Origin of the sequence: Eikenella sp. NML070372 (assembly GCF_001648415.1) — a bacterium.
Taxonomy (GTDB): Bacteria; Pseudomonadota; Gammaproteobacteria; order Burkholderiales; family Neisseriaceae; genus Eikenella; species Eikenella exigua.
This window is the reverse complement of the sequence record NZ_LXSN01000005.1, coordinates 58,354-81,472: the sequence shown is the minus strand read 5'-3', so window position 1 is coordinate 81,472 and position 23,119 is coordinate 58,354. Positions and strand designations below refer to the sequence as shown.

The 23,119-nt window shown below is 54.6% G+C and carries 27 protein-coding genes, 5 tRNA genes and 2 pseudogenes; 20 read left to right on the top strand and 14 right to left on the bottom strand.

Translation table 11 applies throughout. From position 1 onward, the window contains the following. Positions 1-213: 213 nt before the first annotated feature. The 3 genes from A7P97_RS07340 to A7P97_RS07335 all read left to right on the top strand — a co-directional run bounded on the left by A7P97_RS07340 (position 214) and on the right by A7P97_RS07335 (position 2,887). Positions 214-483, top strand: a complete 270-nt coding sequence (locus A7P97_RS07340) for a hypothetical protein (protein ID WP_125080071.1) — start codon at positions 214-216, stop codon at positions 481-483. Next, a complete protein-coding gene (locus tag A7P97_RS10185; protein WP_156497496.1) occupies positions 480-623 on the top strand; it encodes a hypothetical protein in 144 nt (47 codons plus the stop codon). Before A7P97_RS07340 ends, A7P97_RS10185 begins: the two co-directional genes overlap by 4 nt. A gap of 230 nt (positions 624-853) precedes the next feature. Then, positions 854-2,887, top strand: coding sequence for a M3 family metallopeptidase (locus A7P97_RS07335; protein WP_067529702.1), 2,034 nt, complete (start codon positions 854-856; stop codon positions 2,885-2,887). Positions 2,888-3,260: 373 nt separating this feature from the next. Here A7P97_RS07335 and rplI read toward each other — a convergent pair whose 3' ends face one another. The 7 genes from rplI to A7P97_RS07300 form a co-directional block, all read right to left on the bottom strand. Beyond that, complete coding sequence (gene rplI, locus A7P97_RS07330) at positions 3,261-3,713, bottom strand: 50S ribosomal protein L9 (RefSeq protein WP_067529700.1); 453 nt, start codon at positions 3,711-3,713, stop codon at positions 3,261-3,263. Positions 3,714-3,732: 19 nt separating this feature from the next. After that, positions 3,733-3,963, bottom strand: coding sequence for a 30S ribosomal protein S18 (rpsR, locus tag A7P97_RS07325; RefSeq protein ID WP_067441425.1), 231 nt, complete (start codon positions 3,961-3,963; stop codon positions 3,733-3,735). A 6-nt stretch (positions 3,964-3,969) separates the two neighbouring features. Further along, on the bottom strand, positions 3,970-4,266 hold the full coding sequence (priB, locus tag A7P97_RS07320) for a primosomal replication protein N (protein ID WP_067441469.1): 297 nt from the start codon (positions 4,264-4,266) through the stop codon (positions 3,970-3,972). A 10-nt stretch (positions 4,267-4,276) separates the two neighbouring features. Next, on the bottom strand, positions 4,277-4,651 hold the full coding sequence (gene rpsF / locus A7P97_RS07315) for a 30S ribosomal protein S6 (RefSeq protein ID WP_067529699.1): 375 nt from the start codon (positions 4,649-4,651) through the stop codon (positions 4,277-4,279). A gap of 255 nt (positions 4,652-4,906) precedes the next feature. Beyond that, positions 4,907-4,982, bottom strand: a tRNA-His gene (locus A7P97_RS07310). Between the two features lie 11 nt (positions 4,983-4,993). Further along, positions 4,994-5,070, bottom strand: a tRNA-Arg gene (locus A7P97_RS07305). Between the two features lie 32 nt (positions 5,071-5,102). After that, positions 5,103-5,180 (bottom strand) — tRNA-Pro (locus A7P97_RS07300). Between the two features lie 383 nt (positions 5,181-5,563). Here A7P97_RS07300 and folD point away from each other — a divergent pair. Then, positions 5,564-6,427, top strand: a complete 864-nt coding sequence (gene folD / locus A7P97_RS07295; RefSeq protein WP_067529697.1) for a bifunctional methylenetetrahydrofolate dehydrogenase/methenyltetrahydrofolate cyclohydrolase FolD — start codon at positions 5,564-5,566, stop codon at positions 6,425-6,427. Between the two features lie 117 nt (positions 6,428-6,544). Here folD and A7P97_RS07290 read toward each other — a convergent pair whose 3' ends face one another. Further along, the gene (locus A7P97_RS07290; RefSeq protein WP_067529695.1) at positions 6,545-6,922 is read right to left on the bottom strand and encodes a hemerythrin domain-containing protein; all 378 of its coding nucleotides are present in this window, start codon (positions 6,920-6,922) and stop codon (positions 6,545-6,547) included. Positions 6,923-7,022: 100 nt separating this feature from the next. On the opposite strand from A7P97_RS07290, the pseudogene A7P97_RS07285 reads away from it, so the two are divergent. Both A7P97_RS07285 and A7P97_RS09760 read left to right on the top strand, forming a co-directional pair. Then, positions 7,023-7,175 (top strand): annotated as a pseudogene (locus A7P97_RS07285) (hydroxymethylbilane synthase); the annotation flags it as partial. A 121-nt stretch (positions 7,176-7,296) separates the two neighbouring features. Further along, positions 7,297-7,797: a tetratricopeptide repeat protein gene (locus A7P97_RS09760; RefSeq protein ID WP_369799507.1), complete on the top strand. Its 501-nt coding sequence runs from the start codon at positions 7,297-7,299 to the stop codon at positions 7,795-7,797. 241 nt (positions 7,798-8,038) lie between these two features. Here the strand turns inward: A7P97_RS09760 and lolD are convergent, their stop codons facing one another. The 4 genes from lolD to rpmB form a co-directional block, all read right to left on the bottom strand. Beyond that, positions 8,039-8,755, bottom strand: coding sequence for a lipoprotein-releasing ABC transporter ATP-binding protein LolD (lolD, locus tag A7P97_RS07275; RefSeq protein WP_067529691.1), 717 nt, complete (start codon positions 8,753-8,755; stop codon positions 8,039-8,041). Then, positions 8,748-9,998, bottom strand: coding sequence for a lipoprotein-releasing ABC transporter permease subunit (locus A7P97_RS07270; protein ID WP_067529689.1), 1,251 nt, complete (start codon positions 9,996-9,998; stop codon positions 8,748-8,750). The genes lolD and A7P97_RS07270 overlap by 8 nt, the downstream gene beginning before the upstream one ends. 359 nt (positions 9,999-10,357) lie before the next feature. Beyond that, a complete protein-coding gene (rpmG, locus tag A7P97_RS07265) occupies positions 10,358-10,513 on the bottom strand; it encodes a 50S ribosomal protein L33 (RefSeq protein ID WP_003822324.1) in 156 nt (51 codons plus the stop codon). 25 nt (positions 10,514-10,538) lie between these two features. Continuing rightward, entirely contained in the window at positions 10,539-10,772 is a 234-nt protein-coding gene (gene rpmB, locus A7P97_RS07260) for a 50S ribosomal protein L28 (protein ID WP_067529687.1), read from the bottom strand. A gap of 362 nt (positions 10,773-11,134) precedes the next feature. On the opposite strand from rpmB, the gene A7P97_RS10770 reads away from it, so the two are divergent. From A7P97_RS10770 to A7P97_RS07245, 5 genes are all read left to right on the top strand, one after another. Next, positions 11,135-11,299: an RNA 2'-phosphotransferase gene (locus A7P97_RS10770; protein ID WP_231865680.1), complete on the top strand. Its 165-nt coding sequence runs from the start codon at positions 11,135-11,137 to the stop codon at positions 11,297-11,299. Between the two features lie 45 nt (positions 11,300-11,344). Then, positions 11,345-11,476 (top strand): hypothetical protein, encoded by a 132-nt coding sequence (locus tag A7P97_RS10890; RefSeq protein ID WP_255361626.1) that lies wholly within the window; start codon positions 11,345-11,347, stop codon positions 11,474-11,476. Positions 11,477-11,483: 7 nt separating this feature from the next. After that, positions 11,484-11,645, top strand: coding sequence for a hypothetical protein (locus tag A7P97_RS10765; RefSeq protein ID WP_231865679.1), 162 nt, complete (start codon positions 11,484-11,486; stop codon positions 11,643-11,645). A gap of 319 nt (positions 11,646-11,964) precedes the next feature. Beyond that, complete coding sequence (locus tag A7P97_RS07250; RefSeq protein ID WP_067529686.1) at positions 11,965-12,714, top strand: GNAT family N-acetyltransferase; 750 nt, start codon at positions 11,965-11,967, stop codon at positions 12,712-12,714. A 21-nt stretch (positions 12,715-12,735) separates the two neighbouring features. Then, positions 12,736-13,539, top strand: a complete 804-nt coding sequence (locus A7P97_RS07245) for a 1-acyl-sn-glycerol-3-phosphate acyltransferase (RefSeq protein ID WP_067529684.1) — start codon at positions 12,736-12,738, stop codon at positions 13,537-13,539. Between the two features lie 313 nt (positions 13,540-13,852). On the opposite strand, the gene dapE is transcribed toward A7P97_RS07245, so the two are convergent. After that, positions 13,853-14,989 carry a succinyl-diaminopimelate desuccinylase gene (gene dapE, locus A7P97_RS07240; RefSeq protein ID WP_067529682.1) on the bottom strand — a complete coding sequence of 379 codons (1,137 nt, stop codon included), beginning with the start codon at positions 14,987-14,989 and terminating at the stop codon, positions 13,853-13,855. 268 nt (positions 14,990-15,257) lie between these two features. Between dapE and A7P97_RS07235 the strand changes: the two genes are divergently transcribed. Next, positions 15,258-15,334 (top strand) — tRNA-Arg (locus A7P97_RS07235). A gap of 10 nt (positions 15,335-15,344) precedes the next feature. Further along, positions 15,345-15,419 (top strand) — tRNA-Glu (locus A7P97_RS07230). A 495-nt stretch (positions 15,420-15,914) separates the two neighbouring features. On the opposite strand, the pseudogene A7P97_RS11065 reads toward A7P97_RS07230, so the two are convergent. Then, a pseudogene (locus A7P97_RS11065) lies at positions 15,915-16,931 on the bottom strand (recombinase family protein); the annotation flags it as partial. A 92-nt stretch (positions 16,932-17,023) separates the two neighbouring features. On the opposite strand from A7P97_RS11065, the gene A7P97_RS07220 reads away from it, so the two are divergent. The 7 genes from A7P97_RS07220 (at position 17,024) to A7P97_RS07195 (ending at position 23,104) form a co-directional block, all read left to right on the top strand. Next, positions 17,024-17,974 carry a hypothetical protein gene (locus tag A7P97_RS07220; protein WP_067524156.1) on the top strand — a complete coding sequence of 317 codons (951 nt, stop codon included), beginning with the start codon at positions 17,024-17,026 and terminating at the stop codon, positions 17,972-17,974. Positions 17,975-18,125: 151 nt separating this feature from the next. After that, positions 18,126-18,269, top strand: coding sequence for a hypothetical protein (locus tag A7P97_RS10180; RefSeq protein ID WP_156497495.1), 144 nt, complete (start codon positions 18,126-18,128; stop codon positions 18,267-18,269). Beyond that, the gene (locus tag A7P97_RS07215; protein WP_067524154.1) at positions 18,266-19,912 is read left to right on the top strand and encodes a hypothetical protein; all 1,647 of its coding nucleotides are present in this window, start codon (positions 18,266-18,268) and stop codon (positions 19,910-19,912) included. Before A7P97_RS10180 ends, A7P97_RS07215 begins: the two co-directional genes overlap by 4 nt. Then, positions 19,909-20,103 (top strand): hypothetical protein, encoded by a 195-nt coding sequence (locus tag A7P97_RS10450; protein ID WP_067524152.1) that lies wholly within the window; start codon positions 19,909-19,911, stop codon positions 20,101-20,103. The genes A7P97_RS07215 and A7P97_RS10450 overlap by 4 nt, the downstream gene beginning before the upstream one ends. Continuing rightward, on the top strand, positions 20,087-21,439 hold the full coding sequence (locus A7P97_RS07205) for a hypothetical protein (RefSeq protein ID WP_067524151.1): 1,353 nt from the start codon (positions 20,087-20,089) through the stop codon (positions 21,437-21,439). Before A7P97_RS10450 ends, A7P97_RS07205 begins: the two co-directional genes overlap by 17 nt. Beyond that, complete coding sequence (locus A7P97_RS07200) at positions 21,432-22,883, top strand: hypothetical protein (protein ID WP_067524149.1); 1,452 nt, start codon at positions 21,432-21,434, stop codon at positions 22,881-22,883. The genes A7P97_RS07205 and A7P97_RS07200 overlap by 8 nt, the downstream gene beginning before the upstream one ends. Next, the gene (locus tag A7P97_RS07195; protein WP_064084032.1) at positions 22,880-23,104 is read left to right on the top strand and encodes a hypothetical protein; all 225 of its coding nucleotides are present in this window, start codon (positions 22,880-22,882) and stop codon (positions 23,102-23,104) included. Before A7P97_RS07200 ends, A7P97_RS07195 begins: the two co-directional genes overlap by 4 nt. The last annotated feature ends 15 nt before the right edge of the window (positions 23,105-23,119 follow it).

Below are 23,119 nucleotides of genomic sequence, written 5' to 3'. Positions count from 1 at the left end.
TCAGGTAGCCTGCCCTGCCGACCCTTCCACACCTATCATAGAAAAGCCGGCAGTTTTTATCCGGATTTGCCGCAACCAAGGCTACCTGAAAATTTGAGGCTACCTGAAACCGGCACTTTAGCCATAACCAAAGCCATGATTTTTCTACTGAACCGAAGGCAGCACCAACAGCACCGCGAGGCAGGTTCATGCGGCAGGAAGTGAAAATGTACTTTGGCTATAATCCTGCCCACTTTTCAGGTAGCCCCAATCCGCACCATGCCTTTTCCCCACACCCTTTCCGCCCTGCTTTTCCAAATGCAAAACCGGCTCGGTATGTATATCAATCCGCCCACGCTTCCCAGCCTGATGAACTTCATCAGCGGCTACACCACGGCCACCCGCTGCCACCATATCGACGAACCCGGCACCCTCCGCCCCTTCCACGATTTCGTTGCCAACAACCGGGCTATGCCGAATCCACCGCCGGCTTTGCCAACATGATCCTGGCCTACGTCTGCGGCTTCGGCCCCGCCGATATCGGTTGGCCGGATTTCCTATCCCAGCCGATTTCCGCACAGCAGCACGCCCAAGCAGTAGAACTGTTTTACCGGCTGCTGAAAGCACACCAAACATCCCATTGAGCTATCTGCCACACAGCCCTTCCGCAGGCTACCTGAAACCGCATGGCTAAGCGCAATAAACTCAAACCGCCCTATCCCGCAACAGCCAGATGTTCATTTTCAGGTAGCCTTAGGCCGATTCAAACCCAGACTGCTACCTGAAAACACCAATTAACCCTGCCCCTGCCCTTGTGAAAACCCGCCCCGCCCCTATTTGCCCGTATCATCCCCCATCATCAAAAGGAAAACCCGTGAATCCCCTGTTCCAACTCGGCGAAGAGCCGCGTTTCGACCAAATCCAAACTGCCCACATCCGCCCTGCCCTCGAATCCGCCCTCGCTGAAGCCCGGGCCAGCATTGCCGCCGTTAAGGCTCAAAGCGAAGCCACTTGGGGCAACACCGTGGAAAAACTCACCGACATCACCGAGCGCGTCGGCCGCATCTGGGGCGTGGTATCGCACCTCAACTCCGTGGCCGACACCCCCGAACTGCGCGCCGTGTATAACGAGCTGATGCCGGAAATCACCGTATTCTTCACCGAAATCGGCCAAGACATCGAGCTCTACCAGCGCTTCAAAACCATCAAAAGCTCCCCCGAATTCGCCGCCCTAAGCCCCGCGCAGCAAACCAAGCTCAACCACGACCTGCGCGACTTCGTGCTCAGCGGCGCCGAGCTGCCGCCCGAAAAACAGGCCGAATTCGCCACCCTGCAAACCGAAGGCGCCCAGCTGGCCGCCAAATTCTCTCAAAACGTGCTCGATGCCACCGATGCCTTCGCCCTCTATTTCGACAAGGCCGAGCCGCTCTCCGGGCTACCTGAAGACGCCATGGCCATGTTTGCCGCCGCCGCACAGGCCGAAGGCAAAAGCGGCTACAAAATCGGCCTGCAAATGCCGCACTACCTCGCCGTGATGCAATACGCCGACAACCGCGAACTGCGCGAAGAGGTATACCGCGCCTACGTTACCCGCGCCAGCGAACTTTCCAACGAAGGCCGTTTCGACAACAGCCCCAACATCACCCGTCGTCTGGAAATCACCCTGCAAGAAGCCAAGCTGCTGGGCTACGCCAACTTCGCCGAGCTTTCGCTGGCCACCAAAATGGCCGATTCGCCCGCGCAAGTGCTGGACTTCCTGCGCGATTTGGCCAAACGCGCCAAGCCCTTCGCCGAACAAGACTTTGCCGTCGTGCAGGCCTTCGCCCGCGACACCCTCGCCATTGAAAACCCGCAGCCCTGGGATTTGGCCTACGCCTCCGAAAAACTGCGCCAGGCCAAATATTCGTTCAGCGAAACTGAAGTGAAAAAATACTTCCCCGTAGGCAAAGTGCTCCTCGGCCTGTTCGCCCAAATCAAACGGCTCTACGGCGTGGATTTCACCGAAAAAACCGTGCCCGTGTGGCACCCCGATATGCGCTATTTCGAGCTCTCGCAAAACGGCGCGCACATCGGCGGCGTATATATGGATTTGTACGCCCGAGAAGGCAAACGCGGCGGCGCATGGATGAACGACTATAAAGGCCGCCGCCGCCTGCCCGACGGCCGGCTGCAAAGCCCCACCGCCTATCTGGTGTGCAACTTCACCCCGCCCGCAGCAGGCAAAGAAGCCCGCCTCTCCCACGACGAAATCCTCACCCTTTTCCACGAAACCGGCCACGGCCTACACCATCTGCTCACCCAAGTGGACGAGCTGGGAGTGAGCGGCATCAACGGCGTGGAATGGGATGCTGTGGAGCTGCCCAGCCAGTTTATGGAAAACTTCGTGTGGGAATACGATGTGTTGCGCGGCATGTCTGAACACGAAGACAACGGCACACCACTGTCGCAGGAATTGTTCGACAAAATGCTCGCCGCCAAAAACTTCCAACGCGGCATGTTCCTCGTGCGCCAGATGGAATTTGCCTTGTTCGACATGCTGATTTACAGCGAAACCGATCCCGCCCGTCTTGCCGGCTGGGCTCAAGTGTTGGACAGCGTGCGCCGCGAAGTGGCCGTGGTGCAACCGCCCGCCTACAACCGTTTCGCCAACAGCTTCGGCCACATCTTCGCCGGCGGCTACTCGGCCGGCTACTACAGCTATGCCTGGGCCGAAGTGCTCAGTGCCGATGCCTACGCCGCATTTGAAGAAAGCGGCGATGTGGCCGAATGCGGCCGCCGCTTCTGGCAGGAAATCCTCGCCGTGGGCGGCTCACGCAGCGCCGCCGAATCCTTCCAAGCCTTCCGCGGCCGCGCCCCCAGCATCGACGCCCTACTCCGCCACAGTGGCTTCGATTTGAACGGTGCCTAAACCGCAGGGTAAAGAAAAGGCTACCTGAAAACGAAACGCAGCACATTTTTCTACGAAACTAAAATTTTCAGGTAGCCCTTCTACTGAATAAATTATAGTCATGCCAAACAGGAAAGAGACAAGGCTGCAGTCCCAGACAGCACGGGAATACCGCAAAGTGAACCAACATCGGATGAAGAAATAAGTATTTAGCTATATTTCGCCATCTTATCTACCCATACTGTTTATGCCGCGTGGCCTTTTACTTTTATGAAAATAATTGCTTTAGCCACATTAAAAAACGTATTTATCCCTTATACAGTAAAAACAATAAAATAAAGGCTACCTGAAATATTCAGGCAGCCTTTTTGATGTTGCAGATAACAGCGTGGGCTTATTCTGTGGCCGGCACAACAACCACGGTAATATTGGCTACAGCATCAGCATGCAGGGCAATTTCGACTTCGTATTCACCAACTGCTTTGAAAGGGCCGTTGGGCAGGCGTACGTTGGCTTTAACAGCTTCCACACCAAATGCACGGATAGCTTCGACAATGTCGGCGTTGGTTACAGAACCGAACAAGCGTCCGTCCACGCCAGCCTTTTGGGCGACAGTGATAGATTGGCCTTCCAGTTTAGCCTGACGAGCCTGTGCATCAGCCAGGATTGCAGCCTGACGAGCCTCGAGTTCGGCACGGCGAGCCTCGAAGTCGGCTAGTGCAGCTTCGGTAGCACGTTTGGCTTTACCTTGCGGAATCAGGAAGTTGCGGGCATAGCCATTCTTTACGGTTACCACATCACCCAGATTGCCCAAGCCGCCAATTTTTTCTAACAGAATGATTTGCATAATATAAATTCTCCGTTAATTATTTGTGTTGGTCGGTGTACGGCAGCAGAGCCAGGAAACGGGCACGTTTTACGGCCACAGACAGCTGGCGCTGATAATGGGCTTTGGTACAGGTAATGCGGGCAGGGATGATTTTACCGTTTTCGGAAATGAAATCTTTCAGCAAATCAACTGATTTGTAATCTACTTGTTTGATGCCTTCTGCGGTAAAGCGGCAGAATTTTCTACGTTTAAATGTTTGACGAGCCATCTCAATTCAACCTTTATTTTCAATAATTGTCTGTATATGCAATATGGGGCGACGGTATTTTTGGCTGTAAGCCGCAAGAAATCCGGATATATCCACCATACTGCCTGCTTTGTATTGCCAGAATTTTGCCTGTTTGCCGATTAATTTCGCCTGGAGTTCAAACCGGGCGAGATAATGTTCGCCTGCTTCTGTTTGCCACGATTCATGCTCTAAAACCAATCCCAATACGGCTATGCCGGCCGGGGTGTAGCGCAAGGCATCGACATCCTTGATGCGGGCGGTAAGGCTTACAGTATTGTTCAAAATTTCACACTTAGGCTTCGGTGGTAACTTCTTCCTGAGGCTGGCCATTCAGCAGGTTTTTGGATTTTTCTTCCTTCATCATGGGAGAAGCTCCGGTAACAGCTTCGTCCATTTTGATGGTCAGGTGGCGCAATACGGCGTCGTTGAAGCGGAAACCGGTTTCCAGTTCTTCGATGGCAGCCGGGGTGCACTCGATGTTCATCAGCACGTAGTGTGCTTTGTGCAGCTTGTTGATAGGGTAGGCCAACTGGCGGCGACCCCAGTCTTCCAAGCGGTGAATGTAGCCGCCGGTTTCGGTAATCAGGGTTTTGTAACGTTCAACCATGGCAGGTACTTGCTCGCTCTGGTCGGGATGAACGATAAATACAATCTCGTAATGACGCATGTTCTCTCCTTATGGCTAAATACAGCCCGCCGTCATGCGGAAACAGCGGGCAAGGGGTCAGAAATATGGCATTATATCGGCGAAATACAGCGTAAGCAAGCATTTACTGGATGGAGCGATGATAATCGCAGTTAAATGTGTGTCCGATGTTTGCACAATTAGCGCAGGCTACCTGAAAAAGAAGAGCCAAATGGGGTTAAAACGAGTTTGGGATACAAAGAAAACCCGCATGCTGAAGCATGCGGGTTTTCAATTTGGGGTGGCTGATGGGGCTCGAACCCACGACAACCGGAATCACAATCCGGGGCTCTACCAACTGAGCTACAGCCACCATAAAACTTTTGGCGCGCCCGACAGGAATCGAACCTGTAACCGCCCGCTTAGAAGGCGGGTGCTCTATCCGGTTGAGCTACGGGCGCTATCCTGTCGTTCACAATTTCTCAGAGAACTTTGGTCGGGGCGGTGGGATTCGAACTCACGACCCTCTGCTCCCAAAGCAGATGCGCTAACCAGACTGCGCTACGCCCCGATAAGAAATGAGAATTCTACCCACGCTGCTTTTGTTTTGTCAAGCAGATGATTCAAAATTAAATATCGCCTTGCTTTCATGGATAATATTTCATGTTAAATAACAATTTATTAATAGAATATCTAATTCACAACACCAGTACGTATATGCACAATAAACTCACACGGGTAACGCTTCTGGCAGCCCAAAAGAGTTATTAGCAATATGCTATAATCATCACATCGACAATCGTTGAAACCTTAGCAAAGTTGCTGGCTGCAGCGCATAGTGCTGCATGGATTATTTTTATTTTTTATCAATAGATTGATACTTCTATTCGTGGCAGCCATTCAACCAATCCGTTTTGCTTCCCCACTCAACCCCGACAGAAGAAAGGAACAGCCATGACGGCCCAGATTCTCGATGGTAAAGCCGTTGCTAACGAACGTCTGCTGAAACTTGCCGACAAAGTGGCCGAGCGCCGCAAACAAGGCTTGCGCCCCCCGTGTTTGGCTGTTTTGCTGATTGGTAGTGATCCTGCCAGTGTCGTGTATGTGCACAACAAAAAAATTGCCTGTGAAAAGACTAATTTCGATTCCCGTTCCTACGAGCTGCCCGCTTCCACTACCGAAGAAGAACTGCTTCAGCTGATTGACGAACTCAATACCACCCCCACCGTGGACGGCATTTTGGTGCAGCTGCCCTTGCCAGCACACATTAACAGCCAGTCGGTTATCGAGCGCATCCAGCCGGATAAAGACGTGGATGGCCTCCACCCCTACAACATCGGCCGGCTGGCCATGAAAATGCCGCTGATGCGCCCTTGCACACCCAAAGGAGTAATGACCCTGCTAGAAACTTACGGCGTGGAGCTGCGCGGCAAAAAAGTGGTGATCGTGGGAGCATCCAATATTGTCGGCCGCCCGCAGGCACTGGAAATGCTGCTGGCCGGCGCCACTGTTACCGTATGCCACCGCTTTACTGTAAACTTGGAGCATGAGGTTTCTAAAGCCGACGTAGTGGTAGTGGGCACGGGCAAAGCCAGGCTGATTCAGGGCAGCTGGATTAAACTTGGCGCCGTGGTGGTGGATGTGGGCATCAACCGGCTAGCAGACGGCAAACTCTGTGGTGATGTGGATTTTGAAACCGCCAAAGAGCGTGCCTCCATGATTACTCCCGTTCCCGGCGGCGTAGGTCCGATGACTATCGCCATCCTGCTGGAAAACACCTACTATGCCGCTACGCTGCACGACAAGCCGACAGCCTAAGGCGTACTTGTATGCGAAGAGCAAACTGCTATATCGGCAGTTTGCTCTTGTTTTTCTATATGATATAGCCACTCAAAAGGCTACCTGAAACCCTACTGGGCAAGCCACACAATATTTTCAGGTAGCCTCTCCCTCTTCACCCAAGATTTCCTGAAACGCCTGAAATAGTTCGCGCTCTTCAAAACGCGCATGGCCGCGCAGGATTTCGGCAAAAGTCTTCATCCAACCGGGATTGTCGAACTGAGGCGCGGCCAGCATTTGGCGCAACAGCGCATGTTCGTCCTCAAAACGCCGTTGCATGGCCGGCTGTGCCAATTTATCCCACCACGGCGCAAACAGCGCTTCCTCTTCGGCAAAATGCGCCAGCAAATCATCTTTCTGCTTGGCAAAATCGGCACGATGGTCGGCGGCAGGGTCGCGCAAGATGCGGGCACACATGGCCAGCGAATGGTGGTGGTCTTGCGACAGCGGAATCAACAGGGGATGGCGTTTCATTTTTCAGGTAGCCTGAAGTGGTTGAACGATGGCCAGATTATATAGCGGGCAGCGCAAAACGCCCACAAACACGCCGCCGTTTCATGATAGACTGCCCGCCGTTTGCCATTCCGACGGCTCCGTCATCCTGCGTGAAGAGGCCCAAGCTCTGCGCGAATACGCCGATGCTCTCGGCCGTGCCGTAGCCAAAAAACTGGCCGACAATGGCGCTCAAGAGCTCATCGCCGCCGTGTTGGCCGAGCAGGCTACTTAAAAAAAAGTAGGAACAAAACTGAACGGCATCAGGGCAGTATTCAGTAAAATCAAAACGAATGCCCTCCAAACGTCTCAGGTAGCCTGTGCTTGAGGCTACCTGAAAACACCTCTAAAGGAAAATCATAAACCCCAAATCCCTCTACCGCGCCACCCTGCTCGAATACCTCCATTGCGCCTCTTTCTCCGCCGACCTGGCCGAAGCCATCACCGCCTGCCGCACCTACCGCAAACTCGCCAAAAAAGGCTGCCCCGACAACTGGTTCGTCCTCGGTCGCGCCCGCCAATACGGCTACGGCGTCAAGCCAAACCTTGCCAAAGCTGAAAAGCACTACCACCGCGCTGCCAACTACGGCCATGCCGAAGCACAGGAAGCCATCGGCTATCTATACGAAAAAGGCCCCGGCCTGCCACAAAACCACGCCAAAGCCCGCAAATGGTACGCCCGCGCCGCCTTGCAGGTTGATGCTGCCGCCTGTAACAACCTCGGTTTTAACAACGGCAAAGGCGCGTGCCCTGCAGCAAAAAACTGGCGGAGAAATAGTACAAACTCGCCGCCCACGCGGGTAGCATCCTTGCATTATCCAACCTCGGTGTCCTGTATGAAGATGCAGGCCATCTGAAAAAAGCTGTCCGCTACTACCGCTGCGCTGCGGCAGCAGATGATAAATATGCTACCAAACAATTGAAACGGTTGGACAAGTAAATCACCTCTGTTTTCAGGTAACCCGATACCATCTGAAATGAATGGCTACCTGAAATGCTATCGGGGCAGGGTGATTTATGCCTTCATTTTCGGAAATGGGCAAAGGCTACCTGAAAATTGCCAAACTCTTTCTAGTTTGAGCTTTCAGGTAGCCTTTGTTATGCGCTAGGCGGCTTGGATAGTTGTTGGATAGATTCAGCCCGCAAACTGCCGTCGTCCATGGTGAGCACACGGTCGAAGCGTTTGGCCAGTTGTTCGTCGTGGGTAACCACGATCAGTGCAGTACCCAGCTCGTGTTTGAGCTCCAGCATCATTTCCAGCGCGTGGGTGGCGTTTTTGCGGTCGAGGTTGCCGGTGGGCTCGTCTGCCAGCAGGCAGTCGGGCTTGGTTACCAGGGCACGGGCGATGGCGGCACGTTGGCGTTCGCCGCCGGAGAGTTCGCCTGGTCGGTGGGTTTTGCGGCTGCCCAAGCCGACTTTTTCTAAAATTTCGGCAGCGGCGGCCTGCGCTTCGGCGCGGCTTTTGCGTGCCACCAACAGCGGCATCATCACGTTTTCCAGCGCGGAAAACTCGGGCAGCAGGTGGTGGAATTGGTAAACAAAGCCCAAATGGCGGTTGCGCAGCCGGCCGATGGCCACCTGGGAGAGGCTGTTTAGGCCCTGCCCTTGGATTTTCACTTCGCCGCTGGTGGGCTTGTCCAGCCCACCGAGGATGTGCAGCAGGGTGGATTTGCCGCTGCCGGAGGCGCCGATGATGCCGATGCCTTCGCCTGAGGCTACCTGAAAATCGATATTGCGCAGCACTTCCACTTTGAGGCTGCCGTCGTCGTAAGTTTTGCCTACGTTTTGGCATTGGATAACGGCTTCTTTATTCATAGCGCAAGGCCTCTGCGGGTTGGGTTTTGGATGCGCGCCAGCTGGGCAGCAGGGTGGCCACGAAGGAGAGGCCGAGGGAAATGGCAACAATCGCCAACACGTCAGACAGCTTCACTTGCGAAGGCATGTAGTCGATGAAATAGATGGCGGAAGTAACCAGCTTGCGGCCGGCCATCTGCTCGATGGTGGCAACAATAGCGCCTACGTTTAGCGCTACGGTTACACCCAGCACTACGCCGATAGCGGTACCGACCACACCTAAGAGCGTACCCTGTACTAGGAAAATCTTCATGATGCCGCGCGGGGGCAGGCCGAGGGTGCGCAAAATGGCAATGGCGGCCTGTTTTTCGGTTACGGTCATGATGAGGGTGGAAATCAAATTGATGGAGGCGACAAGGCTGATGAAGAACATGATGACGAACATCATCTTTTTCTCCACTTCCACGGCTTGGAAGTAGTCGCGGTTTTGGTAGGTCCAGTCGAAGGCGGCGATACGGTTGCGCTGCTCGGCGGGCACGATAGTGGCGGTTACGTCGGGTGCGGTTTCCGGCTGCGAGAGGCGCAGCTGGATGCCGACATCGCCATCCCCTGCACGATACAGGGTTTTGGCGTCTTCAATATGGATGATGGACAGGCTGTTATCTACGGCGAAAATGCCGGTGGAAACGGTGGCGGCCACAGTGAATTGCTTCATGCGCGGCACCATGCCCACCGGCGTAACGTTGCCTTCGGGCGAAATCAGGGTAACTTTCTCGCCCGGCTGCACGCCTAAGCGGTCGGCAATATCTTTGCCCAAAATCATTTCAAACTGGCCGGGTTTGAGCTGCTGATACAGCTCGTTGGGCAGTTTTTCGCCGTATTCCGACACTTTTGGCTCTTCGGCCGGGTCGATCCCCTTTACCTGCACACCCTGTACTTCGCCGGAATTGGCCAGCAGCGCCTGCCCGCTCACATAAGGCGCCACGCCCAGCACACGCGGGCTGGCTTGAGCGATCTTGGCTAAGCCTTGCCAGTTATCGCCCGGATCAGCTTGCAAATAGCTCATCTGCATATGCGGGGTAACTTGCAGCAGCTGGCCGCGAATTTCTTTTTGAAAACCGTTCATCACGGAAAGCACTACAATCAGAGCAGTTACTCCGGTGGCAATACCGAAAATAGAGATGATACTGATAACGGACATTAGCCCGTTGCGTTTTTTGGCGCGCATATAGCGCAGGCCGATCCAGGTTTCTAAGGAAAGCATGGTGGAATTAGCTCCGCTGTCTGCCGAAGCAGGCTGCAATCGTGGAATTGGCAGGGTTTCAGGTAGCCTTATATATGGCTAAAACACTTTACTTCATACTGCGCTGGTTCGCTTGATTTGCAAAATATACTTCAACAGCGTATTTGGTACGGCAGCGAAACATATAATATGCAAGCTTGGCCAGACATTAGAATTGCACAAAGCGGCGCACAGTATACAGGCTCTTTGCCGGGCAGGGCATTGGTATTACGCGCATTTGCCCTATTTAACGGCAGATGTGCCCTTAGTGGGGCAGATATAGAAAACTGCATTCTCTGCCAAGCAGAAAATGCAGTCTGGGTAGAAAGTGTGGCTGAAGATTATTTCAGCTTGGTTTCTTTGTAAACCACGTGCTTGCGGGCAACCGGATCGAATTTCTTGATTTCGAATTTGCCGGGGGTAGTCCGCTTGTTTTTGGTGGTGGTGTAGAAATGGCCGGTGCCGGCGCTGGATTCCAGCTTAATTTTATCGCGCATGACTCTAATTCCTTAAATAATGTGATTAGGCTTCGCCGCGTGCGTGCAGATCAGCCAGAACGGCATCAATACCAACTTTGTCAATCAAACGCAAAGCCGCGTTGGAAACGCGCAGGCGCACCCAGCGGTTTTCGCTTTCAACCCAAAAACGGCGCGATTGCAGATTCGGCAAAAAACGGCGCTTGGTTTTGTTGTTGGCGTGCGATACGTTGTTACCGGACATCGGTCGCTTCCCGGTTACTTTGCAAACTCGTGCCATGGTTAATCTCCAAACTTCAAAAAACATTAGATAGAAACGAAACTTGCTTTATACCATAGAAAGCGTTTCCGGTTCAAGTTCTATCGTGACGGACCGAACAGATATGCTGCCGAATACAATATTTTCAGGCAGGGTGCCTGAGATGGTAGGATAGATGGGATTTGCATTTAACACACTGTTTAATCAGTTAATTAGTTTTGCTGATCTCGTTTTCAGGCAACCCTAAGTTGCAGAAATAACCGATTATCAAGCCGGTATGATTTGATGAATGCGGTAAGGATCATAATATTTCCAGTTTTTCAATCATAGTGCATAGTGCAATACTTGAAATACGGCTAAACACTAGATTTAAAGGCAATATAATGGATAAATCAAACGCCGGCGTGAGCAAATTCCTCAATTATATCCTGCACCGCCACCCCGAAGCCATCGGTTTGACGCTGGATGGCGAAGGCTGGGCAGATGTGGATGAACTATTAACTTATAGCGGCACACGGGCGCAACATCAGCCTGCCGCTGTTGCATGAGGTGGTGGCCAACAACAAGAAGAAACGGGTTTCCCTGTCTGCCGCATGGCCGCAAAATCCGTGCCGAGCAAGGGCATTCATTCCACAGCACAAGTGGACATTGCCTACGCTAAAACCGAGCCTCCTGAAATCCTGTATCTCGGCACCGCGCGGCGTTTTGCCAAGGCCATTGAATAGCAATGGCTTGCTGCTGCTAAGCCGGCATTATGTACACTTGTCGGGCGATGTGGAAACGGCTGTGCCAGTGGGCAGCCGCCACGGCAAGCCGCTGGTATTGGAAGCGCAGGCCGGGCTGATGCAGCAACAGGGTTTGTTTTATTTAACGGCTAAATTAAAGTATGGCTGATTAAGGAGGTGCCACCGCAGTTTCTACGGCGAATGAAGGAGGCTACCTGAAAAATCTCGACTGCTCAGGTAGGCTTTCAAGCAGCCTGTTAGGTACTACGGATTTATAGGGCTGCCTGAACGTGCGAACTTCAATCCAGTCCAAGCACCCGGCCGATGATATTCTTATAACAATCTATGGCGTGCCATTTCCCATGTCGAACAAAACCTCGTTAAAATTCGTCATTTCCGCCGCACGTGTAAACAATTTACTTGCCACTTGCGCCATGTGGCTTTACAGTTCAGGCTGTGCGAAATGGCACGTTTCCCCGGAGCAACCCATGCAACAGACAAAAAACCAAGAATGGCTGCTGGTAGACGGCGGCAATCTTGAAGTGAGTGTAACCCGCGAAGCAGATGCCGTGGCAGAAGCGCAACGCCTGCGTTTCGACATCTTTGGCCGCGAGATGGGCGCCGGCATACACAGTGAAGACGGCCGCGATATCGACCGTTATGATGAATTCTGCCGCCACCTGATTGTGCGCGACAAAAACAGTGGCCGCATTATCGGCACCTACCGCTTGATCACCGAAGAAGCGGCCCAAGCCGCCGGCGGTTGGTATTCCGATTCGGAATTCGACCTCTCCCGCATTCGCCATATCCTGCCCAAAACCGTGGAGCTGGGGCGCGCCTGCGTACACAAAGACTACCGTACCGGCGGCACGATTTCACTGCTGTGGATGGGTTTGATCAGTTTTATGCAAGCACATAATCTGGAATACATGATCGGCTGCGGCAGCGTGCATGTAGATGACGGCGGGGATTATGCCGCCAGCCTGTTCCGCAAGCTGAAGCAGACGCATTATTCGCCTGAGGAATACCGCGTGTTCCCGAAAGTGCCGCTGCCGCTGGATCAGCTGCGGCAAGATTTGGACGTGGAGGCGCCGCCGCTGATGAAGGGCTATCTGCGCGCCGGCGTGTGGATTTGCGGCGAGCCGCATTGGGACAAGGATTTCGGCAGCGCCGATATGCTGGTGATGATGCCGATGAAAAACATCGATCCGCGTTATGCCAAACATTTTGTGAAATAAATCAGGAAACAAGGTTAGCTGATGCGTAGGCTCAGACTGATTGTGAGGCTATTTGGGGTAGCCGCCGTTTTGCTGTGGGGCTGCTTTCAGGTAGCCTTGTTTTTCGGCCGCGAGGATAAGGCGAAGCGCCAATGGCGGATTCGGCGCTGGTCGCGGCAGTGTATGAAGGTGTTCGGCGTGAACCTGACGGTGCACGGCGCGGAGCGGTTTTTTGCCGAGGGCGGCCAGTTTATGGTGGGCAACCATGTGTCGTGGCTGGATATTTTCCTGATTAATTCGGTGCAGGCGGTGCGCTTTGTGGCCAAGCAGGAGGTGCGCGACTGGCCGGTGATCGGCTGGCTGGTGGAGCGGGTGGACACGGTGTTTATCAAGCGCGGTAGTCGGCAGTCTTCGCAGCAGGTGATGGAGGTGCTGCTGCGGATTTTGTCGGAGAAGGATTACGCGGTGGTGTTCCCGGAGGGGACGAGCACGGATGGTACTGGCATCAAGCCGTTTAAGAGCGGGCTGTTTGATACGGCGGTGGTGGGCAATCAGGCGGTGTGGCCGGTGTTGTCGTATTATCCGAATGCGGACGGCAGCCCGAATATCGATATGGCTTATTATGGCGAGATGAGCCTGTGGCAGTCGTTTTGCCGGATTTTGCCGCAGCGGCGCAGTGAGGCGGTGTTGTATTTCCTGGAGCCGATTGCGCCGCAGGGTAAAACGCGGCAGGAGCTGTGTGCGGCGGCGCAGGCGCAGATCGCGGCCAAGCTGGCGGAATTGCAGGGGGTGCCGCCGGAGAGTGTGGTGGCGGAGAAGGGGGCGGTGTTTGAGCACACGGCTTAGGGTGTGCGCCAGGTGGTCAAGGCTGTTTCGCTTGCGGGCGGGGCGGCCTTTGTTGTTTGGGGCGGGGTGGAAACGCTGCCTTTGTGGCAAGGCGGTGTGTTTGGCGAAACTTGCTCTGCTTGTTTTTCAGGTAGCCTTTTGGATGAGGGGGAGGCTACCTGAAAAGTGTTTTGCTGTGATGGGGGTATATAGTGGATTCACAAAAATCGGGACAAGGCGAGCCAACGCGGTAGCGGTTTAAATTTAGTCCGTTATATTTTCAGGTAGCCTGTGGCGGACGTACAGGCTACCTGAAAATTTTTTGCTTGCTGTGTCAATCTAATAGCAGGCGGCGCAGGATGTTTTCGTAGATGGCGGAGAGGCGGGGGATGGCGGCGAGCTCGATGTGTTCGTCGATTTGGTGGATGCTCTGGTTGACGGGGCCGAGCTCAATGAGTTCGCGGGCAATGGCTTTGAGGAAACGGCCATCTGAGGTGCCGCCGCCGGTGGAGAGGACGGCTTGGATGCTGCATTCTTCGGCAATAGCGGCTTGGGCGGCTTGGGTAAGGCAGCCGGCTTCGGTAAGGAAGGGTTGGCCAGAGATCTGCCATTGGAGGCTGTAATGCAGATGATGTTTATCCAATATGGCTTCTACACGGCGTTGCAGGCTTGCGGCATCGGTTTCTGAGGAGAAACGGAAGTTGAATTGTACGGATAGCTCGCTGGGGATGACGTTGGTGGTGCCGGTGCCGGCGTGGATATTGGAAATTTGGAAGCCGGTGGGTGGGAAGTAGGCGTTTCCGTTGTCCCAATGCTCGGCAGTGAGCTCGGCCAGGGCGGGAGCGGCCAGATGAATGGGATTGGCGGCGAGGTGGGGGTAGGCGATGTGTCCTTGTTTGCCGTGGATGGTGAGGCTACCTGAAAGCGAGCCGCGTCGGCCATTTTTGATGGTATCGCCCAAGATGTGTTCCGCGGTAGGCTCACCGATGATGCAGTAGTCGATATGCTCACCACGTTGGTGCAGGGTTTCAACCACGCGCACGGTGCCTTCTTTGCCGTCACCCTCTTCGTCCGAAGTAATCAGCAGGGAGAGACTACCTGAAAATTGTGGATGCTGTGCAATAAAGCGCTCGCAGGCGGTGATGAAACAGGCAATGCTGGTTTTCATATCGGCCGAGCCGCGCCCGTAGAGTTTGCCGTTGCGTTCGGTGGGCCGGAACGGCGGAGATGCCCATGCTCCAGCGGAGCCGGGCGAAACAACGTCAGTATGGCCAGCAAAGCACAATAGCGGCGTACCGCTGCCGCGCCGCGCCCATAAGTTTTGTGTGCGGCCAAAGGGCATGTGTTCAATAGAAAAACCAATGGCGCGTAAACGTTCGGCAATTATCTCTTGACAGCCGTGGTCATCCGGGGTTATGGAGGCCCGGGCAATAAGCTGTTTGGCCAGCCAGAGGGAAGAAGTTTCGGTCATGAGGAGCAGAATTGGGTAGATGGTGATGAAGCTGGGTTATAGCGGGTTTGGTTGGATTTGCCAAGTTATAGGTAGTCTGCAAGCTAGGGAAAGCTACCTGGAAACCAAGCTGTACAGTTTAAAAGTAGTTGATAAAAAGGGTTTATATAACATTTATTTTTACTGATGAATGAAACAGCTAGACAATATTGTGCATGAATAGGGAATATTTTCGGCGAAATAGCTTGACTTGGAAATTAATCCTAAATACAATTCAAAACTTCACAGCGCACCCGTAGCTCAGTTGGATAGAGTATCTGGCTACGAACCAGAGGGTCGGGCGTTCGAATCGCTCCGGGTGCGCCATAATTTATCCGCGCCCATCGTCTAGCGGTTAGGACATCGCCCTTTCACGGCGGTAACGGGGGTTCGATTCCCCCTGGGCGTGCCAGCTTTCCGTACTATGAACCCCTATGGAATCATTGATAATTCGTTCCGGGTTGTAGTGTATAACCACTTCAGTGGGATTTATATCAATTTTCCTGATAAAGCTCTGCAATAAAATGCGGAGCTTTTTTTCATTTGCAGTATTCAGGAGGATAGTTTTCAGTGTGCGTAATGCGCTGTCGACATCAATCTCCGGGATTGCATCAACATCGGGCGCGCCCGCCAGCTTGTCGAGTTCGATGAGCAGGGTTTGTTCCCGTTCATCATAACCGGCCACGCGCTCAAGTAGAGAGCGGCTGTCTGAACCGGACAGCCCTGATTCCACCAGTTCGAATAGGGTATTGCGGCGGCGGCGCAGTTCGGTGAGTTCTTGCTGCAGTAGTTTGCGCTGCTCGGCATTATTGGTACGTTTTTCGACGTATTTCCGATAAGCCTCACCGATAAAATCGCTGACCACTTCTTGGGTAAGCAGTTTGTCGACCACAATATTTAGCAGGTAGTCATCCAGCTTTTCGGCCGATATGCGGCGCGATATGCAATTGCAACCTTTCTTGAAGCCGCTGCAGTTGTAGTAATTGTAGCGACGTTTGGTTTTACTGGTAGCAGTTTCAATGCTCATGGCCTTGCCGCAGTGACCGCACCGCAGCAAACCGGTGAATAGGAAACGGCTGGAAGGGCTGCCGGTTTGCTTATAATCCGGCCGGTAGCGTTTTTGTACGGCTTCGAAATCTTTTTCCGAAACCAACGGCTCGTGGGTTTGCCGAATAATCCACTCTTCCGGCGGATTGGGTTTGTTGCCGCTGCGTTTGTTATACACGGTCTGACCGATGTAGACACGGTTTTTCAGCATATGCGACAGACTGGCGGCCTGCCATTCGGCCCCGCGCCGGGTATAGCCGCGCCCAGTAAAGCTGCGGGCGATGGCAATGGCGCCCTCCCCCGCCGCAAAACGGCGGAAGGCTTCCTGCACCAGTGGTTTTTCGGCATCGTTCGGCACCAGTTTACGGCGTTTGCCCTGGCTGGTTATTTGATAGCCGAACGGTGCACGCCCGCCGTTAAACCAGCCTTCTTCCGCATTTTTCAACATGGCGCGGCGGGTGTCGCGACTGATTTGGCGCGATACCTGCTCATCCATAATCTCCATAATCGAATCGGTGAACCAGCCCTCGTCGGTGTCGCTATCGATATTCATCGATGCATATACCAGGCGGGTACCGCTCTCACGCAGCAGCAGTTTGTAGCGGGCGGCATCCAACTTATTACGGGCGAAACGGGAGGTGGACCAGACGATGAAGTAGTCCACATCGTTTACCGCACAATAATGAATCGCGCGTTGAAATGCCTGCCTCTTCACCGCCGAAGTACCGGTAATACCCTCATCGCGGAATATCTGCAGCACGCTGGCACCGAGCTCTTGGGCTTTCTTTTTGCATTGATCTGTCTGGGCATCGATTGAAATGCCCTCGTCGGCTTGGCGGGTGGTACTGACCCGCACATAGATGATTGCTCGTTTCATGATTTCCCTTCCTGTGTAGGGTGGATTTTACTGCCTATCCTGTGCCAAAAATACCCCTGTTTTGTTCTTGTCTTTGGTCGTTTAATGCCCGTATGACCGACCATTCTTCCCAATCCCTCGATACCGTTGTTTTCCGCTGCGCCGCCTGCAAGCACACCTTCGAGTGCGCCCCGCAGACGGTGCGGGATGCACCTGAATGCGAGTGGCACCCGTTTGCCTATCAGGCAGCCTGCCCGAAATGCGGGGAGACCTGTGCCCAGGCGGCCTGGCACCGCAATCTGATGAAGGGCTGGGCAAATGCCACCGGTCCGAAGACGCCGGAAGGCAAGGCGGCGGTGCGTAAGAATCTGGAAGGCCACCCGACGCCGGAGGAAACACGAAGGACCCGCTTCAATGCGCTCAAGCACGGCATGAATGCCCGCACCGCCACCTATTTCCCGGCCAAGCCGGACGGCTACCCGGCCTGCCGCACCTGCACCGTGGATCGCGAGTACTGCCGCAGCCAGCCGGCCTGTGTAAAGCAGACGCAGCTGTTTATGCTGCACCACGCCGCGTTCGAGCAGCGCGACCCACGGTATTTGACCGAGATTTATGCCGATATGCAGGCGGCCATCACCGCCATCGTCCAGCAGATACTGCAGACGATTGTGGCGGACGGGGTGGTTTTGCGCGCACCGGCATGGAAGGTGGATCAGGAAGGCAATGTAGTGATCGGCGAATACCTCGACCGGGCCAGCGGCGAGATGAAGGTGATTTACGAAGTCCACGCCCATCCGCTGATTCGCAGCCTGCAGGATTTCTTGAGCAAAAACGGTCTGTCGCTGGCCGATATGGGTATGACACCGAAAGTCATCGAGCAGGAAGAGCAGGCATTAGGCCACCTGAAACAGGATGCCGCCACCCAGCAGTCGCTTTTGGAATTCTCCGAGCGCAGTGCCAAAGCACTGGAAGATTTATCGGTACTGGCACAACGCGCCAACCAACGGCTACAACAAGATCCGGTGTTGATTGAATACCGGCAGCAGAACGGGGATAAATCATGAAAGAGTTTGCAATCAGCGCCCTGTTTCTGGGTAGCAAGGTGGCAATCGTGTATTTAGCCTATCTATCGGCGAAAGAACGGGTACCGCATTGCGGTTGGTTGGTATTCGCCGCGGTATTTTATGTATGTTTTTTCGGGTTAAAGGTGGATTGATGTTGCCGTCGGAATACTGTGCCGACTGCGGCGCCAAATTGGACGGGCACGAGCAGTTGCAATATTTGGACGTGTGCCGCGACTGCTATGAGGAATGGGCAGCCTATTTGGCGCAGTTGGCTCCACAGACGGAGGCTGCATGACGACCGCCGCCCAACGCATCCAAATACAGCATAGCGCCGAGCAGGAAATCATGCGCTATGCCCGACCCGACCCGGTTACCGGCATCAAGCCGCATGCCCTGTGGCACAAGCATGTGCACAACGTCGGTCTCGACCCGATGCAGGTGTTGAAGATGCAGGAGATGGACGACCACCGCAATACGGTGGATTTTTCCTGCCGCCGCACCGGTAAAACTGCAGTGAAAGAAATGTACTGCCTGGAATATTTGGCCACTACCCCTTTCCAAGAAGAAGGGATTGTGGCGCCGCGCCTACAGCAGAGCCAAACCAACCTGATGTATCACATCGATGCCATCCGACGCAGCCCGATTTTGAGTGGTTGGATCGGCTATAAATCCGGGCGGCGACAGATTGCCGATACCCGTTACCAGTTCCACAACGGCAGTAAGGCCGTCTGCTACGGCATCATGAGCCAAATTGACGGTGACGGCCTGAGTATCGGTTCGCTGGAAGAAATCGACGACATGCCGGCCGACCGGCTATTTTCCCGCTTCCTGCCGATGCTGGGTTCGGCTCGGCGCCTTGGGGTGGATAGTTCGGTGAGTTTCGACCCGCAGATCCGTATCACCGGCGTGTACAAAGGGGCGGACGTGCTGACCCAGTTGATTGATACCGGCGGCTACCATGTATTGCCGCCGGTAGACGTGTATCTCGGTATCGAACTGGGGATTTTGAATCAGGCGTTTGTGGATGAGATGAAGGAACAGTTACCGGATTCAGAGTGGATACGGCAGTTCTTGTGCATCAACGCTTCGGCGCAGAACCATATTTGGGAAAAATACATCCGCCGGGCGATGGCGGTGGGCTTGTCGGCTGGTTTGCAGGCAGCCTGCCCGCTGCCCGGCGGCCGCTACCGCAAAAAAGGTTTGCTCAGTTTCGGTTATGACCATTCTGGCCACGGCGAGAGCGCACATGCATCCAAGTCTGCCTTGGTGGTGTGCGAGCAGGTGGGGAATTTCGCTACCTTCCCGTTTGTGAAAACGTGGCCGGCGGGTACTGATGATGCGGTGGTGCAGCGTGACCTGTTCGGCTTTTGGGAGTATTTCCGCCCGGATTACGCGATGGGCGATGCCTATGGCTTGGGTATGCTGACCAACCTGAACGATATGCTGTTTGCTCGCGGTCTGACCGATATAGACCGACGCAGTATCGGTGATGGGCAATCGACTGCTTCGACATGGATGCACTGGCCATTTGCCCCGATCCGTTTCGAGGGCATGACCAAGCACAATATGGCCAGCTTGCTGCGCACCGCCTTTCATAACGGGCAGGCCGCCATCCCGTATGTGGACGACGGTAGTGACGCACTACGGACAAAAAACGCGGCAAATACCAGTTGGGGGCCGAGCAGATTGGATGAAATCGGTGCCGACAGCAGCGATTTTGCACTGTTTATCAGACAACTGGGTAATGTGAAATCGGCGCCGGCGAAAAACGCTGCCTACAACACCTACAAGATGGCGAACCCGAAAATCGGCGACGACTTGTTTGATGCGGCCTGTGCGGCGGTATATGCAATGGTTACCGCCGGTATTGAGGCTTACCAGCCGGGCGTGGTACTGACGCGGCGCATCAGCCAAGAGCAACTACTGGGGCAATTATGAAACTGAACCGACCGCCACCCCGCCCTCTTTCTGAGCAGGAAAAAATCGAAGTGGCCCGTAAGCGGGCGGAATGGATTGCCGCCTTCGGTGAGGACGACGACATGGTTCGTCGGTTATATGAGGCGGGACTGATCGAAGGCTGGCGGTCAATCGTTAAAGTGGAGCGAATCGAAAATGGGGATCATCAATAGGCTGCTGCGCCGTTTCGGGCGTAGCCAATCCGATGCCATGCTGACCGGTGAGGAAGCGCACGGCATAACCAGCGAAATCGGGGTGCGGACAACGCCGGAGCGGCAGCAGCGGCTGGAATACAGCTGGGAAACTATCGACTACGACTACCGCTCAGTGGTGTTGGATATCCGGCGTATGGATCGCGAAGACGGGCGGGTAAAGCGCATCCATAACCGGGTGGCGCGCGACGTGACCCGCGGCGGATTGGTGCTGCTGCAGGCCGACCCGAGTGCGCGGGTACAGCAGGCATGGCGCGAATTCGTACGCCGTCTGCAACTGGACAATGCACAGAAACTGAAATCGGATGCGCGCGGGCTGGTGATGGAAGGTAACCTGCCGATGCAGTGGGTGCTGGATAATAAAGGGCAGGTGGTGGCAGCGGTGCGCATGCCGGCGGAAACCATCCGCCCAATAGTGGGCAACGACGGCCGCTTCAAGGATGTGGCGGCGGCTTATGCGCAATACGATTTCCAACATGGTCAAGACATAGCAGTGTTCGGGCTGTGGCAGCTGACACTGGCGCGGCAAGACCCGGACAACTTCGACGACCTTTCTTCTCTCGGCCGGCCGTTTTTGGATGCCAGCCGCGAGATTTGGCGCAAACTGCGGCTGACGGACACCGACTTAGTGATCCGCCGCCACCACCGCAGCCCGATGCGCCTGTCGCATGTGTTAGAAGGGGCGAGCGCGGAGGATTTGGAAGAGTACCGCCAGCATACTGAGGCGAACAAAGACCAGATTACCACCGACTTCTACAGCAACAAAAAGGGCGGGGTGCAGGCGGTACAAGGCGACGCCACGATGGGGGAAATCGCCGATGTGGTGTATTTGCTGGACAGCTTTTTTTCAGGCAGCCCTTTGCCGAAAGGGCTGGCGGGCTATACCGACGGGCTGGCACGCGACATCTTGGAAGACTTGAAGCGCGACTACTACGACGAAGTGGATCAGATTCAGGACGTGCTGGCAATGGTGTACCAGCAGGGCTTCCGGTTGCACTTACTGCTGCAGGGTATTCCCGCCGATACGGAAAATTTCAGAGTGTCATTTGCCGAACGTCGCACCGAAACACTGAACCAGACCACCGACCGGGCGCTGAAACTGAAAGCACTGCAATTGCCGCAGTCGATGATTTGGGAGGAGCTGGGCTACAACCCGGCCGATGTGGAACAGCGGCGTGAGAACGATGAAAAGAACTACGACCCTTACCCAGAGGATGCACATATGCCGAGCGTGAAGGTAACGCCAGGCAACGCACCGAAGGGAGAGAGTATGACGAGCGTGGGCAATCATGGATGATATTCCGCGCGCACCGCATTCACGTCCTGATTTGTCCGAAACCTGGGCGCTGGTGGCAGCGATGGAGCAGTCCAGCCAGGCAGCCTACCGTGCCGCCGGGAAACGCATCCGGCAGCAGGTGGCCGATTACGAGCACATCGGCATTGCCGAATTGGCGGAAATCCACCGCCTGCTGGATAGCGAGCTGAAGCAGCTGGAACAGGTACAGAATAGACTGCTGCACGATGGCATGCTGGCCGCAGCGGCGGCAGCAGCATTGGGCTGGCGCGGCCGCCGGCGTGAGCCGGAAGCAGAACGGCTACTGGTGCGGCACCTGCTGGATACGCCGCAGAAGGACGGGCTGAACTTGTCGGCGCGACTGTGGCGTATCCATGCCGGTGCCGCACGCGACCTGAAAAGTGTTGTGGATGTGGCAGTGCAGCGCGGCTGGGATGCCGAACACGCCCTGCAGCGCACCCTGAATATCACACCGGAATTGAAGCAGGCGCTGGATGAGGCCGGAGCGGGTGCGGTGGCTAGGCGCCTAGAAGCTGGATTGCTGGCCAATCCGGGCAATGCGGCCATGAAATTCCGTCGCGTGCTGCGCACCGAAATCAACCGCGCGCACGGCGAGCGCTACAAGCAGCTGGCGCGGGCGGACGAGAATGTGGTTGGGCTGCGATTCATGCTTTCACCGCGCCATCCGCGGGTGGATATTTGCGACGAGCATGCGGCAGCAGATTTATACGGGCTGGGTCAGGGCGTGTATCCGGTGGACGAATGCCCGTGGCCGGCACATCCGAATACCTTCAGTTACACCGAAGCGGTGTATCGGGACGAAATCGGCAGCCTGAACCCTACGGTGGAAAAAGTACAAACCGAGATCGCTGCGGAAGCAGATGGGTTGTTGGAACGGGCCGCCGCCATCGAGCCGGTGATAACGGGCGACTTACAACGGATGGCTGCCGCCGTGCAAGCACGTATGGCTGGGTTGGATTACCGTTTCAAAGGCCGCGAATCCCTAATTCGCAAGATTGAAAGCAAAACATGGAGGCGTGATGTAACACCGGCCCGTGCCGCCGCTAATATCACGGATGTGTTGAGATATACGGTGTTGTTGGACAGTGAGAGTTTTGTCAGCCAGTATTGGCAGTTGCAGGAGCAACTGGCAGCCAGCGGTTACCAAACCAACAAGGTGTCGAATACTTGGCGTAAAAATGCAGTGTATAAAGGCATCAATACGACCATAATCAAAAATGGACAGGTATTCGAGCTGCAATTCCATACCGAGCAGAGCTTCAATTTGAAGAATAACGAGTTGCACAAACTCTACGAAGAGGCGCGGGAAATCTCCACCAGCACGGAAAGACGTGCCGAATTGCAGCGTCAGATGGTAGAATTAAGCAGGCAAATCCCGACCCCGCCCGGCATCAGTACGATTCAAACGAAAGCAGGGATACGATGAAACATCAATATTGGAAAGTAGACGGTAACCCAGACATCATTATTCGTGGTGATGAGGATGAAGACGGCAATGTTTACGAATGCGCCTTCTTCAATCGGCATACCCGGCAGTGGGATTACAGCGAATCCGGTTACTGGTGGGACGAGTGCTATATACAAGCCAATCTTGACGTACACAACCTGAGTGAGCAGGAAGCCTTAGCCCTGGTAGGTACAGTTTAAAATCTCCTAGTTCCG

Bases quoted from the DNA above. Each gene is read 5' to 3' on its own strand.
- A7P97_RS07250 (WP_067529686.1), top strand. From the start codon at position 11,965: ATGCAACAGACAAAAAACCAAGAATGGCTGCTGGTAGACGGCGGCAAT.
- A7P97_RS07245 (WP_067529684.1), top strand. From the start codon at position 12,736: ATGCGTAGGCTCAGACTGATTGTGAGGCTATTTGGGGTAGCCGCCGTT.
- dapE (WP_067529682.1), bottom strand. From the start codon at position 14,989: ATGACCGAAACTTCTTCCCTCTGGCTGGCCAAACAGCTTATTGCCCGG.
- rpsR (WP_067441425.1), bottom strand. From the start codon at position 3,963: ATGGCTCGTCAAACATTTAAACGTAGAAAATTCTGCCGCTTTACCGCA.
- A7P97_RS07195 (WP_064084032.1), top strand. From the start codon at position 22,880: ATGAAACATCAATATTGGAAAGTAGACGGTAACCCAGACATCATTATT.
- A7P97_RS07270 (WP_067529689.1), bottom strand. From the start codon at position 9,998: ATGCTTTCCTTAGAAACCTGGATCGGCCTGCGCTATATGCGCGCCAAA.
- A7P97_RS07290 (WP_067529695.1), bottom strand. From the start codon at position 6,922: ATGAAACGCCATCCCCTGTTGATTCCGCTGTCGCAAGACCACCACCAT.
- A7P97_RS10180 (WP_156497495.1), top strand. From the start codon at position 18,126: ATGTTGCCGTCGGAATACTGTGCCGACTGCGGCGCCAAATTGGACGGG.
- A7P97_RS10770 (WP_231865680.1), top strand. From the start codon at position 11,135: ATGGATAAATCAAACGCCGGCGTGAGCAAATTCCTCAATTATATCCTG.
- rplI (WP_067529700.1), bottom strand. From the start codon at position 3,713: ATGCAAATCATTCTGTTAGAAAAAATTGGCGGCTTGGGCAATCTGGGT.
- rpsF (WP_067529699.1), bottom strand. From the start codon at position 4,651: ATGCGTCATTACGAGATTGTATTTATCGTTCATCCCGACCAGAGCGAG.
- A7P97_RS07200 (WP_067524149.1), top strand. From the start codon at position 21,432: ATGGATGATATTCCGCGCGCACCGCATTCACGTCCTGATTTGTCCGAA.
- folD (WP_067529697.1), top strand. From the start codon at position 5,564: ATGACGGCCCAGATTCTCGATGGTAAAGCCGTTGCTAACGAACGTCTG.
- A7P97_RS07220 (WP_067524156.1), top strand. From the start codon at position 17,024: ATGACCGACCATTCTTCCCAATCCCTCGATACCGTTGTTTTCCGCTGC.
- rpmG (WP_003822324.1), bottom strand. From the start codon at position 10,513: ATGCGCGATAAAATTAAGCTGGAATCCAGCGCCGGCACCGGCCATTTC.
- A7P97_RS07205 (WP_067524151.1), top strand. From the start codon at position 20,087: ATGGGGATCATCAATAGGCTGCTGCGCCGTTTCGGGCGTAGCCAATCC.
- A7P97_RS10450 (WP_067524152.1), top strand. From the start codon at position 19,909: ATGAAACTGAACCGACCGCCACCCCGCCCTCTTTCTGAGCAGGAAAAA.
- rpmB (WP_067529687.1), bottom strand. From the start codon at position 10,772: ATGGCACGAGTTTGCAAAGTAACCGGGAAGCGACCGATGTCCGGTAAC.
- lolD (WP_067529691.1), bottom strand. From the start codon at position 8,755: ATGAATAAAGAAGCCGTTATCCAATGCCAAAACGTAGGCAAAACTTAC.
- A7P97_RS10185 (WP_156497496.1), top strand. From the start codon at position 480: ATGATCCTGGCCTACGTCTGCGGCTTCGGCCCCGCCGATATCGGTTGG.
- A7P97_RS07215 (WP_067524154.1), top strand. From the start codon at position 18,266: ATGACGACCGCCGCCCAACGCATCCAAATACAGCATAGCGCCGAGCAG.
- A7P97_RS10890 (WP_255361626.1), top strand. From the start codon at position 11,345: ATGGCCGCAAAATCCGTGCCGAGCAAGGGCATTCATTCCACAGCACAA.